The following is an 18,126-nucleotide window of genomic DNA, read 5'->3' as shown; positions in this document are numbered from 1 at the left end:
AGCTTATGCCATCGCAACGTGAAATTCGTCTTAACGCCTTTGATATGAACTGTGTGGGCCACCAGTCGCCTGGCCTGTGGGCGCATCCGCGTGACCGTTCCTGGCAATACAAAGACCTGGCCTACTGGACGGATCTGGCGCGGCTGCTGGAACGCGGCAAATTCGACGGCCTGTTTATCGCTGACGTGCTGGGCGTGTACGATGTGCTGAACGGCAACAACGAAGCCGCCATCCGCCAGGCTACCCAGGTACCGGTTAACGATCCGCTGGCGCTGATTACGCCGATGGCGCTGGTTACGGAACATCTGGGCTTCGGTCTGACCGCCTCGCTATCCTTTGAACATCCTTATCCTTTCGCCCGGCGGCTCTCAACGCTGGATCACCTGACCAAAGGCCGTATCGGCTGGAATATCGTCACTTCCTATCTGGAGAGCGGCGCGCGCAATATCGGCTATCAGGCGCAAACCGATCACGATGCCCGCTACGATTACGCCGATGAATATTTGCAGGTGGTTTACAAACTGCTGGAAGGAAGCTGGGAAGAGGGTGCAATCCTGCGTGACCGCGAGCGGCGCATTTTCAGCGACCCGCACAAAATTCACCCCATCAATCATCAGGGCACCTTCTTTCAGGTGCCCGGCATTCATCTGTGCGAGCCTTCGCCGCAACGCACGCCGGTGCTTTATCAGGCTGGCGCTTCCAGTCGCGGTAAGCAGTTCGCTGCGGAACATGCGGAATGCGTCTTTGTCGCCTCGCCGTCAAAAGTCTTGCTGAAGAAAACGGTGGCGGATATTCGCCGCCGCGCTGAAGAAGCGGGCCGCGATCCGCGCAGCGTGCTGATTTTCAATCTGCAAACGGTAATTGTTGGCGAAACGGACAAAGCCGCGCAGGAGAAGTGGCGTGACTATAGAAGCTATGTCAGCTATGAGGGCGCGCTGGCGCTGATCTCCGGCTGGACGGGTATCGACTTCGGCCAGTATCAGCCAGATCAGGTGCTGAAGCATCTGCATACCAATGCGATACAGTCGGCGGTGGAAACCTTCTCCACGGCAGATCCCAATAAACAGTGGACGGTGCAGGCGCTGGCGGACTGGGTCGGCATCGGCGGCTTTGGGCCGCTGCTGGTGGGCAGCGCCGAAACGGTGGCGGACGAGCTGCAAAGCTGGGTTGAGGAAACCGATGTTGACGGCTTTAACCTGGCCTATGCGGTGACACACGAGACGTTTACTGATGTAGTGGAACTGTTGATCCCGGAACTGCAAAAGCGTGGCGTCTACAAGCAGGAGTATCAGCCGGGCACGCTGCGCGACAAGCTGTTTGGCCAGGGGCCACGCCTGAGCGAACCGCATCCGGGCGTTGGCTATCGCTGGCAGGAGCAGCCTGTCGAAGCAGAAAAAACTGCATAGCTTTGTGACGTTGTCACGTAAGCTGTAATTTTTCCCCGTGTGGTAAATCACCGGGAAGGTCGTGGCCTTTACGGTGATTTCTGCTGTCAGAAAATTATGTAATCTATTGAATAAAAACGCATTTTACCCTGATATTTTGTTGTTATGCCGCCGCTGTTTTTGCGCTTATAACAGGCGCACCTGCAAAAAATAACGAGGCAACCATGAGCACAATCAACCTGGAAGCGCCTTCGGCACCGATAGGCTCCGCCAGCGACGTGGCGCAGTTGATCAACAGCCAGGGTAATAAAAATAGCTATGCGCGCTGGATAGTCTTTCTGGCGCTGGGCGGCGTTTTTCTGGACGCCTATGACCTGACCACGCTTTCTTACGGCATCGACGACGTGGTGAAAGAGTTCGGCCTGACGCCGACGCTAACCGGGTTAGTGACCTCGTCGATCATGATCGGCACCATAGTGGGCAACCTGCTCGGTGGCTGGCTTACCGATAAATATGGCCGCTACACGGTATTTATGGCCGATATGCTGTTCTTTGTGGTCTCGGCTATCGCGGCGGGTCTGGCACCCAATGTCTGGGTGTTAATCGGCGCGCGCTTCCTGATGGGCATTGGCGTTGGTATCGATCTGCCGGTGGCGATGGCCTATCTGGCGGAGTTCTCAAAATTTAGCGGCAAGGGCAACAAAGCTTCACGGCTCGCTGCCTGGTGTCCGATGTGGTACGCCGCTTCTTCCGCCTGCTTCTTTATTATTTTCGCGCTCTATTTCCTGCTGCCGAAAGAGCACGCCGACTGGCTATGGCGCGCCTCGCTGCTGTTCGGCGCGGTGCCTGCGCTGTTGATCATCGCGGTGCGCAGCCGGTTTATGAACGAATCGCCGCACTGGGCCGCCAATCAGGGCGATCTCAGCGGCGCGGTGAGAATTCTGCGCGACTCTTATGGCATTAATGCTCATGAAGCGCCAGCCGCCGAAAAACCGCCAGCGCCGCCAAAAGTCAGCTTTCGCGTGCTGTTTGAAAAACCTTACCGTGAGCGCACGCTGGTCACGGCGGTAATGAATATCTGTATCTCTTTTGAGTACACCGCCATCGCCTTCTTTCTGCCTTCCATACTGGCACAGTTCCTGGGCGCAGGCGTCTTTGAAACCATCTCCGCCTCGCTGGGGCTGAACGCGCTCTTTGCCTTTACCGGCGGCCTGCTTGGAATGAGGCTGGCGTGGAAATTCCCGTCACGCCACGTGGCAATCGCCGGTTTCGCCTTACAGTTTATCGCGCTGATTTCGCTGGCGCTGATCGGCCATCCGCAGGCGGCTTTGGGCGTATTCTTCGCTGTTTTAATGCTGGGCCTGTGGCTATTTGCCGAAGGCTTCGGACCGGGTGCGCAGATGATGATCTATCCGGCGCTCTCTTATCCCACTCATATTCGCGCCACCGGCGTCGGTTTCGGTCGCTCGTTATCCGGCATTGGCAGCGCGCTGGCGCTATTTATTTTGCCGATTATTCAGGCCGCTTTCGGCACCAATATGTTCTGGATCGTCTCGCTGGCGGCCCTGATCCCCATTTTCTTCCTGCTGGTCGTGAAATTTGAACCGACGCGCCAGGATATCGACGATCTTGCTCAACCCGGAGAATAACATGGCTGATATTACCCATCCCGACTATGACGAACTGGCGGCCCATTTCCGCCCGATTTTCACCCGCATCGCTGAGGGCGCGGTAGAGCGCGAGCAGCATCGGCAGCTGGCCCATGAACCGATTCGCTGGCTGAAAGAGGCCGGATTCGGCACTTTGCGCATCCCGCGTGACGAGGGCGGTCTGGGCGCTTCGTTGCCACAGCTGTTTCAACTGCTGACCGAGCTGGCGGAAGCGGACTCGAATCTGCCGCAGGCGCTGCGCGCGCACTTCGCTTTTGTTGAAGATCAGCTTAATCAGCCGGACAGCGAAATACGCCGTCGCTGGTTTCGTCGCTTTGCGGATGGCGAGCTGGTAGGCAGCGGCTGGAGCGAAATCGGCAACCTGAAGCTGGGCGAGGTGCTGACCAAAGTGACGCCAGAAGGAGAAGGCTGGCGGCTGGAGGGCGAGAAATTTTACAGCACCGGCACGCTCTACGCCGACTGGATCGATGTCTACGCCCAGCGCACCGACAATGGCCGCGATGTGATAGCGCTGGTCAATACTCATCAGCCAGGCGTGGAGCGCGATGATGACTGGGACGGCTTCGGCCAGCAACTGACCGGCAGCGGCACTACGCGGTTCCGACAGGCGGAGGTCGCACAGGATCACGTTTATGACTTTAGCGAGCGCTTCCGCTATCAGACTGCTTTCTATCAGCATGTATTGCTGTCGGTGCTGGCAGGCATTGGCCGTGCGGTAGTGCGGGATGTGGCGCAAGGCGTGGCGCAGCGTAAAAGGATCTACAGCCACGGCAACGCGCCGCTGGTAAAGCAGGATGCGCAAGTATTGCAGGTCGTTGGACAGATCGCCAGCTGGGTTTGGGCCGTCGAAGCCACCACACAGCGAGCCAGCGAATCGATGCAGCTGGCGTATGAAGCGCAGCAGCGCGGCGACAGCGAAGCGAACATTCAGGCGGCCAATGTGTTGGCGGAGCTGGAATCGGGCAAAGCGCAGGTTATCGCCAGCGAGCTGATCCCGCGCGCTGCCACCGAGCTGTTTAACGCGCTGGGCGCTTCGGATACCCGCGTCAGCAAAACCCTGGATCGCCACTGGCGCAACGCTCGCACCGTTGCTTCACACAATCCCGTTATCTACAAAACCCGCGACGTAGGCGACTGGGAAGTTAACCGTAACGAGCCAACCTTTATCTGGCAGATCGGTAACGGCGGCTGAACAAGGAGCGATATATGAACTGTCCGGACAATGCCCGCGGAAAAGAGATCTTGCTGAACGCTTTTAATATGAATTGCGTCGGCCATATTCACCACGGTATGTGGACGCATCCCGACGATCGTTCAGTGGAGTTCAATAGTCTGAACTACTGGCTTGAGCTGGCGAAAACGCTGGAAAAAGGCCTGTTCGATGGACTGTTTATCGCCGACATTATCGGCGTTTATGACGTCTACCAGCAGGGCATAGCGCTGACCGCCAGCGAGGCCATCCAGCTGCCGGTCAACGATCCGCTAATGCTGGTCTCGGGGATGGCTGCGGTCACGGAACATCTCGGCTTCGGCGTTACCGCTAACCTGAGTTACGAAACGCCCTATGCTTTTGCTCGCCGCTTCTCCACCCTGGATCATCTCACTCAGGGACGCATCGGCTGGAATATCGTTACCGGCTATCTGGACAGCGCGGCCAGAGCGATGGGGCAACGCGAGCTGACCGGACACGATCGCCGCTACGACCAGGCGGATGAGTTCCTCGACGTCTGTTATCAGCTGTGGGAGGGCAGTTGGGAAGAGCAGGCCGTGTTAGCCGACCGTGAACAGCGTGTTTATGCCGATGCCGCCAGAATTCATCCGGTGCGCCATCACGGCGAATTTTATCAGCTGGACGGCTACCACCTGTCGCAGCCTTCACCGCAGCGCACGCCGCTACTTTTCCAGGCGGGCAGCTCCGCTCGCGGGCTGCGTTTTGCCGCCCGTCATGCGGAGTGCACCTTTGTTAGCGGCAGCACGCCGCAGGCGATGCGGGCACAGTCGGATCGGCTGCGGCTGGCGGCTATAGAAGCGGGCCGTGAAGCGGATGATGTGAAAATTTTTATGGGGATCTCGGTGATCGTTGCGCCTACGGAAAAAGAGGCGCAGGAGAAATACCGCGAATATCTGCGCTACGCCAGCCCCGAAGCGGGCATCGCACACTTCTCCAGTTCGATCGGCGTTGACCTGGCGTCATTTGATTTGGATGAACCCATCGGCGGCGGCCCGACTCGCGCGATTGAATCCGTCAGCAAAACCTATGCGGGCTGGACGCGCCGTCGGCTGCTGGAACAGCACGCGCTGGGTGGACGCTATACGGTGATTGTCGGCAACCCTTCTCAGGTGGCAAACGAACTGATCCGCTGGGTGGACGAGGCGGGCATTGACGGTTTTAACCTGACCCGCATTCTCAATCCGCAAAGCTATCTGGATTTTATCGAACTGGTGGTGCCGGAGTTGCAGCAGCGCGGCCGCTATAAAACCGCTTACCGGCCCGGCCCGCTGCGGCAAAAACTTTTCGGCCATGCCCGGCTGCCGCAGCGTCATCCTGCGGCAGATCGGCGTTTTTCTTCATTACAAGGATAACCTATGAAAACAGTGATTCTGGCCGGTCTGCTGGGCCTGGCGGCCTTTGCCGCAACGGCGGCCGACTACAGCGGCCCGCTAAAAGTGGGCACCACTTCCGCCTTTGCGCCGCCGCTGGAAACGGCGGTAGCGGAAGCTAAAAAACAGGGACTGGCGGTAGAGCTGGTGGAGTTCAGCGACTGGACGGCACCCAACGTCAGCCTGGAAAACGGCGATATCGATGTCAATCTGTTTCAGCATCAGCCCTTTCTGGAGAACGCCAATGAACAGGGCGGCTTTCACCTGGTAAAATACGCGCCGGCCATTATCAATAACGTCGGGCTCTACTCATTGAAACATACCAGCCTGGCGCAGATCCCGGACGGCGGTACGGTCGCCATTGCCAACGATCCTATTAACGGCGGACGTGGCCTGCTGCTGTTGCAAAAGGCGAAGCTGATTACGCTAAAACCCGGCGCGGGCCTGAGGTCGACGGTGGATGATATCACCGACAATCCCAAACACCTGAAAATTATTGAGGTGGAAGCCGTACAGTTGGCGCGCTCGCTGGAAGAAGTCGATCTCGCGCAGGGCTATCCGCACTATCTGCGCGCGTCCGGGGTTATCGATCCCAATAACGCGCTGCTGTTCGATGGCCTTGAGCATCCTGAATACGTTATTCAGTTTGTGATCCGCGACGGCCATCAGGACGATCCGCGCCTTAAGAAGTTTGTGGCTATCTATCAGCATTCGCCGGTAGTGCGCGCCAGCCTGGATAAGTTTTACGGCAAGCTTTATCAGCCGGGCTGGAGCCAGTAATGGCGATGCTTAACTGGCCGATGCCGCCAGAACCCCAGGCCGCTGCTGCTATGCATATTCAGGTGAGCGGCCTGAGCAAACGCTATCCAGGCCAGCAAAACGACGCGCTGCGCGAGGTCACGCTGGAGGTCGAACAGGGCACGATATTCGGTGTCATCGGGCGTAGCGGCGCGGGGAAATCATCGCTGATCCGCTGCCTTAACCGACTGGAAGAGCCGAGCGCGGGGCGCGTGGTCATTGACGGCGTGGCTATCAGCGAGCTGACGGCGAGCGAGCTGGTGCAGTGGCGGCGCGGCACCGGAATGATCTTTCAGCATTTCAACCTGATGTCGGCGAAAACAGTGCGCGAGAACGTAGAGCTGCCGATGCGCGTGGCGGGCGTGCCAAAAGCGCAGCGGCGCCAGAAAGCAGAGGAGCTGCTGGCGCTGGTGGGGCTGAGCGAAAAAGCAGAGGTTTATCCGGCGCAGCTTTCCGGCGGTCAGAAGCAGCGTGTCGGCATTGCCCGCGCGCTGGTGCACGATCCTAAGCTGTTGTTGTGCGACGAGGCGACCTCGGCGCTCGACCCCGAAACTACCCGCTCGGTGCTGGCACTGCTGCGCGATATCAACCAGCGCAAGGGAATCACCATCGTGCTGATAACGCATGAAATGGAGGTTATTCACGATCTTTGCCACCAGGTCGCAGTATTGGATCAGGGCAAAATAGTGGAGCAAGGGCCGGTCTGGCAGGTCTACGGCGATCCGCGCCACGAAACCACACGCCAGCTGCTGGCGCCTGCCAGAGGGACAACCATGCTGCCTGGAAAGCTCAGTGCTAAACCGTATGGCGACTCTTGTCGGGCTTTAATCTGTTTGCGCTATAGCGGGCAGGGCGCGACGCCGCAGTTGGCGAAACTGAGCGCGCTGCTGGGCGAAGAGTTGCTGCTGCTGGAAAGCGCGCTGGAGTGGATTCAGGAACGGCAGACCGGCCATTTGCTGCTGCTGACCGCAGCCGGACGCGGCGGGTTTAACCCGGCTATTATTCCGGCAAAACTGGCCGATCGCGTGGAGGTACTGGGCTATGTCGCTGCAAATTGAACGCCTGTGGCAAGGCGTGCAGGAAACATTGCTGATGGTCGGCGTCTCTTCGTTAGCGGCACTGCTGCTTGGCCTGCCGCTGGCAATAGTGCTGGTGATCACGGATCGCCAAAACCTGTTCGCCAGTCCGCTGTTGAACCGTCTGCTGGGCTGGCTGGTGAATCTGTTCCGCTCGGTGCCTTTTTTGATCCTGATGGTGGCGCTAATCCCTTTTACCCGCCTGGTGGTCGGCACCAGCTACGGCGTCTGGGCCGCCGTGGTACCGCTGACGCTGGCGGCCACGCCGTTCTTTGCCCGTATCGCAGAGGTCAGCCTGCGCGAGGTGGATAAAGGCCTGATAGAAGCGGCGCAGGCGATGGGTTTTCACCGCTGGCATATCGTCTGGCACGTGCTGCTGCCGGAGGCAAGGCCGGGTATTGTCAGCGGCTTTACCATTACGCTGGTAACGATGATCAATGCCTCCGCAATGGCGGGCGCTATTGGTGCGGGCGGTCTTGGCGATCTGGCTTATCGCTACGGCTATCAGCGTTTTGATACGCAGGTCATGATCACGGTGATAGCGGTGCTGGTGGCATTAGTCACGCTGCTGCAATTTTTCGGCGACCGCCTCGCCAGGAGGCTGAATCGCCGTTAAAAATTACATGCGTACGCGGCGGAAAAGCGCCGCTACTGCCAGCAACAGCACGGTGACCATAATAAATGCCAGCGGCAGCAGGGTGCTTTCGTGCAAAGCACTGAAAATCTATCTCTTGGTATGCGGACGCTGCGCAAGAGTTTGTTTATTCAAACCTGCGTGAATTAACCGTCTACCATATCGATCACGACTTTTCCAAATATACGTAAGCCGACCAGTAGTACGGCACCAACATTATGGCAGGCGAGGATGCGCAATGCATATTAAGCGATCTAGCATTGGGTGCTGGCTCTTCAGGCTGTATTAACTCAGACCTGATGTGACAGTTACCGGTTATTTATCCAGGTATTTATCAGATTACATCTGGTTTAATTTTTTCAGCCCAGACGGGTTTACTCACTATGTAATGTCACAGTAAATCAATAACAGACAGGTGTTATACGGCAACACTGATATGTTCTCTGCCGCAAGGTATGTCTGCAAAAGTTATTACTCATCTTCAAAGTCACGTCACCCTGAAACCTGTCAGCCCCCCTTAAGGCGCCATTGCGGCATAAGAGAGCGTTTCTTTATAGCCATACGTGTATAAATAATAAATTATTACTCTTTTAATTAACTTAAAGACAAATTATGCCACAGTCAATAACACAGTACCGCAGAGCGACAGGAAATCACGTAAATTGGTTGGATAAAAACCAGGAAAGACAGGATGAACTCATTCAGCAGTTGGCCGCCCGGCCCGGGAACCATACAGGAAACAGAGACAGACAACAGGTTGCAAGTGCAGCGGTACAGTTACTTTCAATTCTCAGTTCAGTGCGGAACACACATACCGGCCCAGCCCTGACCGCCAAAAGAGCAGATCGGCTTGCTATTGAAAACAAACTTGCTCACGTCGATAATCTACTTTCCAATCAGAGAGTTGAGCGGGCATTTAATCGGGAGCTCAGCAGAAACACAAGACAAAAATCGCCGGCAGAAGGCGCCCCGGCGAAACGGGATGGCTCCTTTGCACCATGCGCGGCCACTTCCTCAGGGGCTGGCTCCTTTAATGAACCGGTTTGGCCAGAAAAGGGGCCGTCGTTGCTAACTTCGGGGGCCGGAAATTCAGTTAAGCCAGTCAGCGGCGGTAACATCCTCAGTACCATGCTGAGTCCCGTTGTCGATGCGCTGCATGAAACAGATCGGCTTATCTCCCAGTATGACCCGCTGAGATTTCCCGGTGCGGAGGCATCTGTCCAGCGTGCTGCTCCGAAATCCAGAACGCCACAGACAAACAGAGCCCTTAACAAATTCCTCATCAAAAGAGGGCTACTTCGTGTCAAAAAAACAAATCATATTCCACTGATAAAAACGTTGAACGGTGTGTCCCAATACCTTGCGGTCAGTCCGGACGGCCTGACTCATCTGGCTGCCAGACTGCCGGGTGGGCAGCTCAAAACCGACACGGGCGAAACAGTGCCATTACCTAAAGAATACGCCCCGATTGTATTTTATCGCTGGCTGTCAAATCAGGTGCTGGGTATGGATCCGGAACAATGGCTGGCAAAGAAAATGGCCACTCATGCTCTGAACGAAGAGTCTACTGTGGGGGAGCTGGAGCAACTTCTCGCGGCGGATGCTGTATTGCCGCACAACGGGCGGCATTCGGCGGAAGCGGAGCTAAAAAAACTGTGGAATGTATTTGTCCGGGATACTTTTCCAATATTTGCCATTGATAGTGCGCGCAGCCTGTTACTGCACGACATGGAATGGGGAATGGTTCATGCTGGTAGCCTCGTGCTAAAGGAGATGGGTGTTCCCATCGCAGACATTGACATGGAATCGGCAAGGTATATGGGCAACTTGTTTCTGACGCTTATCCAGGAAGATAGTTTACCTAAAGACTTTGACGCAATCCGGCTGTTTCGCCTTCAGGCATTACTTGAATATGTCCGGCGACATTCGCAAGAAATAGACCCGAACCGGACAGAGGATTGGGAACATATAATTGAACGCGTCGACGGGGAATTACTGAAATCCTACAAGCATTATCAGGAAAATAATGTTGTGGGACGGTTTAATAAGGCTCTTTCGCACTGGAAAACTCGCCGGCAGGTTATTGAATCATGGATAAAATCTTATACGATAGCCAACCCGGGAAAGAAACAATATACCGTTGACGAGTATATGGATCAGAACTTTATGGGAAGCTCAAATGTCAGGTATAACAACCCTCCGCCCATTCTTCCTGTGGAAAAAAGTTATGCCAGCTTAACCTCTCATGTGGCCGACAGCTTTGCTGAACTGGACAAACCGCTGGTGACTGCCGCGCTTTCCAGTCTCGATGATAATGAAACTCTGTTTATTCAGGGGGCGGAAATTAAGCTGGCATCAGCCAGGTTGTCAATGCCCCATCCTCCCGTCAATGCTCATGACAGGGGATGGGGGCAATGGACGCATGCCAGAGCGGACTCTGAGCTTTTGTCAAATGTAGATCTCTTTACTGCCAGTAAGAACAATGAAGAGCGGATTTATGCGCTAAAAGGGGAAGAGGGTGGTTATACCCTGTATCGGGTGGATCGCAACAAAGAGAAATATTGTCTAAACAAATTGATGAATAACTGCCAAAATAATAAATATCCGGAGAGTAAGCTGAGTATCTCTACCCGAGACAGGATTAAATCGCCATCTGATGATCTTACCGCCTTTATTGATAATTTGGTGCAGGCGCACCGGGAAGTGTTTTATACGAATCTTTACGAGAAGGGCTACGAAAAAACCACTACTCAGAAAATACGGGACTTCTTGCCTTCGCTAATTCCGTTCTACGATTGTACGAAAAGCATTAATTCCGGCGACACGGCAGGCGCCTCTATAAGCTGTACATTGGATGTGATCGCATTTATTCCGGTGTTGGGCGAGATGGCGAGTCTGGCGGGCCGTTTTGCCAGTAGTGCAGCGGAAGCAGCACTACGGGCCGCCGGGCGCACTGCGCTCAACGCGGCTACGCGCGATGCTATACAGAACGGTATATTCAAGCAGACGATCAAGAGTATTGGCCGTGAAGTCCTGCGCGATATAGCCGTCCCGACAACATCAGAACTGTTTTCCGTAGGGAAACACCTGCTTCAGAGCATCGATCCCGGCTTTATGCTAATCAATGATGTAGGAAAACTGGGTAAAATATTACTGAAACGGATGGCAAAGAAAATCAATCATATGCCCGTGCCGCTAAAAGAGCTGGTCGATAAGCTGGAGAGAAACATTGACGAAATAGCTGGTGTGGTGGAAAAAAAGACCTTTAATCCCGGAGAGATTAGCGTACCGGAAATGCCTGGAGGGGTTAAGCCCTCCCTATTCGATTTACCAGCGAATAAAGGCGAGTTGTCTCCAGTAAATTCGCTTGATGATTTGTTTAATAGTAATCCTTGTACGGGAACAAGGTTCAGACGAGGTCTGGATGACTTATGTGCACCGCCTGGAAATAGATTTTCAAACATGCCGGATGATAACAGAATTTTCCCATTAGGGGTTAACCAGCTTACTAATAATCAAGTAATTAATATCGAACTGGTAAGGCTCTCAGCTCTGGAACGTTTGCATCCCGTACGCCATGAAATCCTGGAAAGGCTTCTGGCGAACCAAATCAAGATAAGCGATACAGCTGTACTGGCATTAAGTAGCATGTCAGATGCCGATCTGGTTAAATTTATCCAAAAAAGTTATCGGCTTCCCATTACAGAAGAGAATGCGAAAGTATTAAGAAATTATATTAAGGAACTAAACACCGCTACGCGAGTTATTAATAATGAAAGAGATACAAGAGTAATGGTTGCACTGGATAATACGTTATCAAATGCACAAGCTTCTTATATATATGGTCAAGGCGTTATGTTTGTAAATGAGAGGTTTTTCAGGTCCAGTCCAATGGAAATGCTTAGCACGATATTGCATGAAAGCTCGCATGCTACCGGGACGCAAGATTATTTGTATCACATAGACCCTTTTAGCGGTAAGGAGTATGAAGGGTTACAAAAATATACTGATATCAATACACTCTTTGGAGAATATCGGAGGATTCGCGAAAGCGATATAAGCAAAAGAGGGGTTCAATTAATAACCCAACCTCAGATCAAAACTATAATTAATGGGGAGGAGGAAGTCGCTCTGGCAAATAAAATAATTGGAGCGGGTGTACTTTTCAGAGATTCTCAACTTCCTCCAGGTTTTGAAAAGGGTTTCGTCAACTCAGCCGATACCATATCCGACCTCACTATAAGGCTGTACGAAGCGTCAAAAAAAGCAGGGAAACCTAAAATGGATGACTTCGTTGGACTTGTTAATAAGGCTGAAAACAAGCTAGACCTTAAAACAGACAGTGCACATACGAAAGTAACAGGCCTGAAAAGCCTATAATTTAAATTGTGTAAATTCTGCCACCTTAAATACGGTGGCAGTTAAATAAAACTCTGTACGGGCTTAGTGTCAAAATATTATCTGAACGACCAAATCAGTAAGCGCTTTATGGGGATAATAATGCTGTTGGGGGCTGTAGAAGCGCCTGAAAAAGCTCAGGCTTGCGCTCAACCACATCCGCCAATTTAAAGTTGCTCTGCTAACACAGATAACAGAAACATAATCATCCTGTTCCATGTGCATTCCTGTATAGAGGTAATTGTAATTTTTTCGCTTGCCGCTATGGCTACCAGCGTTTTGATACGCAGGTCATGATCACGGTGATAGCGGTGCTGGTGGCATTAGTCACGCTGCTGCAATTTTTCGGCGACCGCCTCGCCAGGAGGCGGGATCGCCGTTAAGGATTACATGCGTACGCGGCGAGAAAGCGCCACTACCGCCAGCAGCAATACGGTAACCATAATAAATGCCAGCGGCAGCGAGCTGAGATGAGCGATAAAGCCGATGGTGGCGGGGCCAGCCAGCACGCTTGCGCCTCACTCATGATCGAGTGGTTATTATTTATTCAAAAGGATAGGTTTTTGTGGGAGGATTAGATTGCTTACATCATAAGTAAAACTGAAAGGATTCAGACATGCGCAGCTACAGTGAGATCGCAAAACGTATAGCAAAAATCATTTTATCTCCCGAATCGGCAATAGGATTCGTTCACGGTGTTCTTTCCGTACCTACGGACATAGGTTACTTAGCTTATGGCTTCATTGATACAGATAGCCGTTATCAGCGCGAGACTGAACGCATCAGAATGATGACGGCCATCCGGCACGGAATTCTGGAAAACCATAACTTTGTTAAAACCGTTGAGATTGTGCTAAGTCGTTTCAATGAGGCTGTTCCGGAACATAAGCAAAATGCTATTTATGGTAAGGTAATAGCCTCACTTGCCGGACGCACAATCACCAATTCACTCCTGGCAGGTAAGCTCGCTTCTGTAATCGCAGGCAGAAGTTCGTTTCTGATAACTTTACGCGGCGGTTTGATTGGAAATACTTTATTAATTGGCGGGATGGTTGAACGCTGTATCTACACCTCAGAGCGGCTTCAGCAGCATAGTCCAGACCTTTATTTTTCTCTGCGGAGTAAAGATTTGGATTTACTTTATTTTCTCGTAGAGCCTGCTCTGAATCCTTTTGTAGAGGCGTTGAAGGTAAAAAGGATCCAGGGCCAACCAGCCTTTGAAAAGATACTTGATATGGTAGAAAGAGAACTTAATGAGAGATAACAGGCAATCAAAGTTAAGTACAGGTAAACGAATAATGTTTAGTCTGATTGAAGCATCAGGCGCGATCGCAGGCGGCTTATTAGTGCTGCTATGCTGCTACTGGTTCTTTCATTATGAAACATGGCATGAAAGGATTATAGCCATTGTCCTGTCAGTACTGGTTGTCTGTCTTATTGGCAAACTCCTACCCGAAAGACCGAATCAGTAAGCCCCTTGCGGGGCTTGATAATGCCGGGCAGGTTTATAAAGGCTGGGATTGCGCTCGAGCGTCGGTAGCAATTCAAGCGCTGGCTGGCGTTGTCTGTACGAGTACCCTGTCTCATATATGCTCTTGCAGGGCTGTACCCAATGGCCCGTGCCACAGCGGTAGACGCTGCTGCAATTTTCGGCGACCGCCTCGCGAGGAGGCGGGATCGCCGTTAAGGATTACATGCGTACGCGGCGAGAAAGCGCCACTACCGCCAGCAGCAATACGGTGACCATAATAAATGCCAGCGGCAGCGAGCTGAGATGAGCGATAAAGCCGATGGTGGCGGGGCCAGCCAGCACGCCAATATAGCCCAGCGTGGTTACGGCAGGCACTGCCGCGGCCTGCGGCATACTGGTCTGTCTGCCGATGGCGGTAAACATCACCGGCACGATATTGGCGCAGCCGATACCAATCAGCAGATAGCCCACCAGCGCGATATGCCAGGAAGGGAGCACAACCGGTAACGCCAATCCTGCGGCGGCAGTCAACGCGCCCAGAATCACGACTTTCTCGCGGCCAAAGCGCGCCACAATGCGGTCGCCGGTCAGCCTGCCGATGGTCATCGCGGTAGCGAAGCAGGCGAAACCCAAACCGCCCAGCGTTTCCGGCATGGCGCGATGCTCCACCAAAAACACTGCGCTCCAGTCGAGCACCGTGCCTTCCGCCAAAAATACCGCAAAGCAAATGGCGCCTATGGTCAGTACCGCGCCGTGCGGGAGGGCGAAGGCCGGGCCTTCCGGCGGGTTGGCGTAGGTCAGCAGGCCGCTGAAGCTATAGGCCAGCAGCAGCAATGAAAAAATCGCCGCGGCCAGGCTGGCGGCAAAAGGCGACAGGCCGCTTGCCATCAGGCCGCTAACCGCGCCCGCGCCCGCAATGCCGCCCAGGCTGTAAAAGCCATGAAAGCCGGACATCATCGGCTCAGGCGCGGCTTTTTCTACCAGGATGGCCTGCACGTTCATGGCGCAGTCGGTAGTGCCGACGCCCATGCCAAAGATAAGCAGCGCCAGCCCGAGCAGAAGCGGGCTGGAAATAATTGAGAGCAGCGGCAGCATCAGGCAAAAGGCGAGCGTGGCAATGGTCATCACCGCCCGACAGCCGAAGCGCGTGGTAAGATGGCCGGTCAGCGGCATCGCCACCAGCGCGCCGACGCCCAGGCAGAGCAGCAGCATGCCCAGCGTGCCGTCATTGACGCCGGTATTCATTTTGGCGAAGGGCACCAGCGCTGACCAGCCAGCGGTGGCAAAGCCCGCCACAAAAAACATTGCTCGCGTGGCGTGCTGTTCGCGTTTGGCTGGCGTTTCGGGGGTCGTTTGTTGCAGCGTTTCGGCGCGATCGGGCATGGGCAGATAGACTCCGGTAGCGATTAGTTATGAGTTTAAGATAGACAAAATTTGCTGGTGCAGACGAGGGCAACCGCTGGCGATGACCGCGCCGCCCGCTTCCGCGCGACCACCATCCGGCGTAGTCACGACGCCGCCAGCTTGCTCGATCAGCGGAATTAGCGCCACGATATCGTAAGGTTGCAGAGCGAACTCCACGCAGATATCGATTTTACCCGCCGCCAGCATCGCCATCGCATAGCATTCGCCGCCGTAGCGGGTCATCAGCGTGGCTTTATCCAGCGCGGAAAAATTAAGCGAGCTTTGCTTTACGGATTCCGGTGAGGTGGTGTGCAAAATGGCCTGATCCAGGGAGATTGCCCGGCGGGTTTGCAGAGGAACGGTGCCGTAAAGCCCTTTCGCCCAGCTCTGAGCGCTATCGGTATAAAAGCGTTCGCCGGTAAAGGGCTGGCTCATCATGCCCATTACCGCGCGTTCATGCTGTAGCAGGCCGATCAGCGTTCCCCAAACCGGCAGGCCGCAGAGAAAAGGGCGCGTGCCGTCAACCGGATCCAGCACCCAGCGAAAAGCATTCTCGTCTGCGCCAGGCTTAGTGTCATACTCCTCACCCATTATTGCGTGGTTGGGATAGCGTTGCTCGATCAGCGCCCGCATCGCTTTTTCCGCCTCGCGGTCGGCCAGGGTAACCGGATCGAAGCGAAAACCTTCTTTCGGCTTGCTGTTGACCTGCAAATCCTCAGCGCCACGAAATCTGTCCAGGGTTTCTTTGTCGGCCGCATCGGCCAGCTTATGCAGAAAGGTAACATCAGGTAAGCCCATGCTCTTCACTCCTGAGAGGATAAACCACAGATTGACAGTTTAGGCTGGCATGATAATTTATGCTCTGTTATGCATTATTGAACGGTAAAAAAGGCAATTCATGCTCGATTATGCAGCTTTTCCCCAGCAACGGCAATTGCTGATCCGCGACAGGCTGAAAGAAAAAGGCCGGGTAGTCTGCGCTATGCTGGCCGTGGAGCTGGGCGTTTCCGAACATACCGTGCGGCGGGATCTGCAGGAGCTGGCGCGTGAAGGCATCTGTAAAAAAGTATATGGCGGGGCAGTTAGCGTTCTGGTGTCGCAGGGCGATCTGCTGGCCCGGACGGGAAAAAACGGCGCAGAGAAAGCAAGGCTGGGTCTGGCCTGTAGTCGCCTTGTCAAAGCGGACAGCATGATTTTTATCGATGCGGGTTCCACCAATCTGGCTTTTGCCAGCGCGCTGCCGCCTGAAACGGCGCTGACGGTGGCGACCCATTCGCCCGTTATCGCAGCCGAACTAATGAGGCTGCCGCGCTGCGAGGTAATTATGATTGGTGGCCGCCTGCAGAGATCCATCGGCGGCAGCCTGGGCATTACCGCCTTTTCGCAAATCCGCGATATCCGCTTCGATCAGCTATTTCTTGGCGGCTGCGCGCTGGACAGCGAAGAGGGCTTAACCGGCTTTAATTACGAGGACGTTGAATTTAAGAAAGCCTTAATAAGCCGTAGCGAAGAGATTATCGTAGCGATGACGAAGGAAAAAATCCCGGGCGTGGCGCGTTATACCGTGGCAGCCTGCGAGGAGCTTACGCAGCTTGTAGTAGAGGAAACATTGTCGGCGGAGCTGCTGGCGGCCTTTCGGGAAAAAAACATCCGGCTGACGCATCCCGAGTCCGCCTGACGGCCTATCTGGCTCTTCTTTTTACCAGCGCGGGCAGGTAAATTTGCGGCACTTCCGTGACTTTGCCTTCGATCAGGCCGGTCAGCGTTTCGAAACAGCGCCAGGCCAGCTGGCGATTGTCCTGCATCACGGTATCGATTTTTACCGAAAGCGCGTCGTAAAGATAATGATCGTCAAAGCTGCACAGCCGGATCGGCTCCGCCAGCAGGTTATGCTGGCTGAGATAGCGCAGCACGCCTTCCTGCAATCCGCAGGCGGCACAGTAGAGCGCCTGCGGTACGCGGCCCAGCCGCATAATCAGCTCAGCGAACATCTCGTAGCCGGAGCTGGCGTTATAGTGGCCGTGGACGATCCATTCAGGTTTTACAGTCAGGCCCGCCAGCGCCAGACCCTGATGAAAGCCAGCCAGGCGATCGCGCGTTGGCGAAATACGCGGCTGGCCGCCGAAAAAGTAAAATTCTTCCACTTCTCTGGCTATCGGCTCTACCAGTTCAGCCGTGGAATTAATTGATTCTGAAATCACCAGCGGCAGCGTCGATTCGCCCAGATGGCGATCGAACAGCAGCACCGGCAGCTGGCGGCTAAGCTGCTGATACTCACTATCGTTAAGCTGGCTGGAGGCGACGATCAGCCCGTCGACCTGGCGCTGGATCAGGTTATTGACCGCCAGCGTCTCCTGGCTGCTGTTTTCGTCAGTGCAGGCGATCAGTAGCTGAAGCCCGGCATCGCGGCACAGCGTCTCCAGCGCGTTGGCAAAAGTAGCAAAGCCGTGGTTGGTCATTTCCGGCACCACCAGCCCAATAGTATGGCTGCGCGAGTTGTTCAGCGCTCGCGCATGTATGCTGGGCTGATAGTTTGCCATCCGCGCTATCTCCATCACCCGCTGACGGGTCGCTTCCGCCACGCGCAGCTCTTTGCCGCGCCCGTTCAACACCAGGCTGGCAGTGGATTTAGAGACGCCAGCCATGCTGGCGATATCGTTGATGGTGATGCGTTTCGGCTTATTCACGG

14 protein-coding genes and 2 pseudogenes are annotated in these 18,126 nt (G+C 54.4%); 12 read left to right on the top strand and 4 right to left on the bottom strand.

What is annotated here, in order from left to right; translation table 11 throughout:
• Positions 1 to 5 precede the first annotated feature (5 nt).
• The 10 genes and pseudogenes from ACETPC_RS08630 to ACETPC_RS08585 all read left to right on the top strand — a co-directional run.
• The gene (locus tag ACETPC_RS08630; protein ID WP_380180474.1) at positions 6 to 1,406 is read left to right on the top strand and encodes an LLM class flavin-dependent oxidoreductase; all 1,401 of its coding nucleotides are present in this window, start codon (positions 6 to 8) and stop codon (positions 1,404 to 1,406) included.
• Positions 1,407 to 1,609: 203 nt separating this feature from the next.
• Positions 1,610 to 3,034 (top strand): MFS transporter, encoded by a 1,425-nt coding sequence (locus tag ACETPC_RS08625; protein WP_380180473.1) that lies wholly within the window; start codon positions 1,610 to 1,612, stop codon positions 3,032 to 3,034.
• Between the two features lies 1 nt (position 3,035).
• On the top strand, positions 3,036 to 4,247 hold the full coding sequence (locus ACETPC_RS08620; RefSeq protein ID WP_380180472.1) for an acyl-CoA dehydrogenase family protein: 1,212 nt from the start codon (positions 3,036 to 3,038) through the stop codon (positions 4,245 to 4,247).
• Positions 4,248 to 4,261: 14 nt separating this feature from the next.
• Positions 4,262 to 5,638, top strand: coding sequence for an LLM class flavin-dependent oxidoreductase (locus ACETPC_RS08615; RefSeq protein ID WP_380180471.1), 1,377 nt, complete (start codon positions 4,262 to 4,264; stop codon positions 5,636 to 5,638).
• Between the two features lie 3 nt (positions 5,639 to 5,641).
• Positions 5,642 to 6,436: a MetQ/NlpA family ABC transporter substrate-binding protein gene (locus ACETPC_RS08610; protein ID WP_380180470.1), complete on the top strand. Its 795-nt coding sequence runs from the start codon at positions 5,642 to 5,644 to the stop codon at positions 6,434 to 6,436.
• Positions 6,436 to 7,512: a methionine ABC transporter ATP-binding protein gene (locus tag ACETPC_RS08605; protein WP_380180469.1), complete on the top strand. Its 1,077-nt coding sequence runs from the start codon at positions 6,436 to 6,438 to the stop codon at positions 7,510 to 7,512. Before ACETPC_RS08610 ends, ACETPC_RS08605 begins: the two co-directional genes overlap by 1 nt.
• Entirely contained in the window at positions 7,496 to 8,146 is a 651-nt protein-coding gene (locus ACETPC_RS08600) for a methionine ABC transporter permease (RefSeq protein WP_380180467.1), read from the top strand. The genes ACETPC_RS08605 and ACETPC_RS08600 overlap by 17 nt, the downstream gene beginning before the upstream one ends.
• Before the next feature lie 52 nt (positions 8,147 to 8,198).
• A pseudogene (locus ACETPC_RS08595) lies at positions 8,199 to 8,337 on the top strand (hypothetical protein); the annotation flags it as partial.
• 493 nt (positions 8,338 to 8,830) lie between these two features.
• Entirely contained in the window at positions 8,831 to 12,544 is a 3,714-nt protein-coding gene (locus ACETPC_RS08590; RefSeq protein WP_380180465.1) for a hypothetical protein, read from the top strand.
• Positions 12,545 to 12,816: 272 nt separating this feature from the next.
• Positions 12,817 to 12,945 (top strand): annotated as a pseudogene (locus ACETPC_RS08585) (ABC transporter permease); the annotation flags it as partial.
• A 3-nt stretch (positions 12,946 to 12,948) separates the two neighbouring features.
• Here ACETPC_RS08585 and ACETPC_RS08580 read toward each other — a convergent pair.
• Complete coding sequence (locus ACETPC_RS08580) at positions 12,949 to 13,071, bottom strand: hypothetical protein (RefSeq protein WP_380180464.1); 123 nt, start codon at positions 13,069 to 13,071, stop codon at positions 12,949 to 12,951.
• A 107-nt stretch (positions 13,072 to 13,178) separates the two neighbouring features.
• Between ACETPC_RS08580 and ACETPC_RS08575 the strand changes: the two genes are divergently transcribed.
• Positions 13,179 to 13,826, top strand: a complete 648-nt coding sequence (locus ACETPC_RS08575) for a hypothetical protein (RefSeq protein WP_380180463.1) — start codon at positions 13,179 to 13,181, stop codon at positions 13,824 to 13,826.
• Between the two features lie 426 nt (positions 13,827 to 14,252).
• Here the strand turns inward: ACETPC_RS08575 and ACETPC_RS08570 are convergent, their stop codons facing one another.
• Positions 14,253 to 15,416: an MFS transporter gene (locus tag ACETPC_RS08570; protein ID WP_380180462.1), complete on the bottom strand. Its 1,164-nt coding sequence runs from the start codon at positions 15,414 to 15,416 to the stop codon at positions 14,253 to 14,255.
• A 27-nt stretch (positions 15,417 to 15,443) separates the two neighbouring features.
• Positions 15,444 to 16,235: a histidinol-phosphatase gene (gene hisN / locus ACETPC_RS08565; protein WP_380180461.1), complete on the bottom strand. Its 792-nt coding sequence runs from the start codon at positions 16,233 to 16,235 to the stop codon at positions 15,444 to 15,446.
• 100 nt (positions 16,236 to 16,335) lie between these two features.
• On the opposite strand from hisN, the gene ACETPC_RS08560 reads away from it, so the two are divergent.
• Positions 16,336 to 17,115 carry a DeoR/GlpR family DNA-binding transcription regulator gene (locus ACETPC_RS08560; protein WP_380180460.1) on the top strand — a complete coding sequence of 260 codons (780 nt, stop codon included), beginning with the start codon at positions 16,336 to 16,338 and terminating at the stop codon, positions 17,113 to 17,115.
• Positions 17,116 to 17,119: 4 nt separating this feature from the next.
• Here ACETPC_RS08560 and ACETPC_RS08555 read toward each other — a convergent pair whose 3' ends face one another.
• Positions 17,120 to 18,124 carry a LacI family DNA-binding transcriptional regulator gene (locus ACETPC_RS08555; RefSeq protein ID WP_380180459.1) on the bottom strand — a complete coding sequence of 335 codons (1,005 nt, stop codon included), beginning with the start codon at positions 18,122 to 18,124 and terminating at the stop codon, positions 17,120 to 17,122.
• Positions 18,125 to 18,126 lie beyond the last annotated feature (2 nt).

Source organism: Pantoea sp. sgz302252 (assembly GCF_042610525.1).
GTDB lineage: Bacteria > Pseudomonadota > Gammaproteobacteria > Enterobacterales > Enterobacteriaceae > Erwinia.
This window is presented reverse-complemented; position numbering and strand designations above follow the sequence as displayed.

Coding starts and splice junctions, on each gene's coding strand:
- ACETPC_RS08615 (WP_380180471.1), top strand. CDS start 4,262: ATGAACTGTCCGGACAATGCCCGCGGAAAAGAGATCTTGCTGAACGCT.
- ACETPC_RS08620 (WP_380180472.1), top strand. CDS start 3,036: ATGGCTGATATTACCCATCCCGACTATGACGAACTGGCGGCCCATTTC.
- ACETPC_RS08600 (WP_380180467.1), top strand. CDS start 7,496: ATGTCGCTGCAAATTGAACGCCTGTGGCAAGGCGTGCAGGAAACATTG.
- ACETPC_RS08610 (WP_380180470.1), top strand. CDS start 5,642: ATGAAAACAGTGATTCTGGCCGGTCTGCTGGGCCTGGCGGCCTTTGCC.
- ACETPC_RS08575 (WP_380180463.1), top strand. CDS start 13,179: ATGCGCAGCTACAGTGAGATCGCAAAACGTATAGCAAAAATCATTTTA.
- ACETPC_RS08560 (WP_380180460.1), top strand. CDS start 16,336: ATGCTCGATTATGCAGCTTTTCCCCAGCAACGGCAATTGCTGATCCGC.
- ACETPC_RS08630 (WP_380180474.1), top strand. CDS start 6: ATGCCATCGCAACGTGAAATTCGTCTTAACGCCTTTGATATGAACTGT.
- hisN (WP_380180461.1), bottom strand. CDS start 16,235: ATGGGCTTACCTGATGTTACCTTTCTGCATAAGCTGGCCGATGCGGCC.
- ACETPC_RS08625 (WP_380180473.1), top strand. CDS start 1,610: ATGAGCACAATCAACCTGGAAGCGCCTTCGGCACCGATAGGCTCCGCC.
- ACETPC_RS08605 (WP_380180469.1), top strand. CDS start 6,436: ATGGCGATGCTTAACTGGCCGATGCCGCCAGAACCCCAGGCCGCTGCT.
- ACETPC_RS08570 (WP_380180462.1), bottom strand. CDS start 15,416: ATGCCCGATCGCGCCGAAACGCTGCAACAAACGACCCCCGAAACGCCA.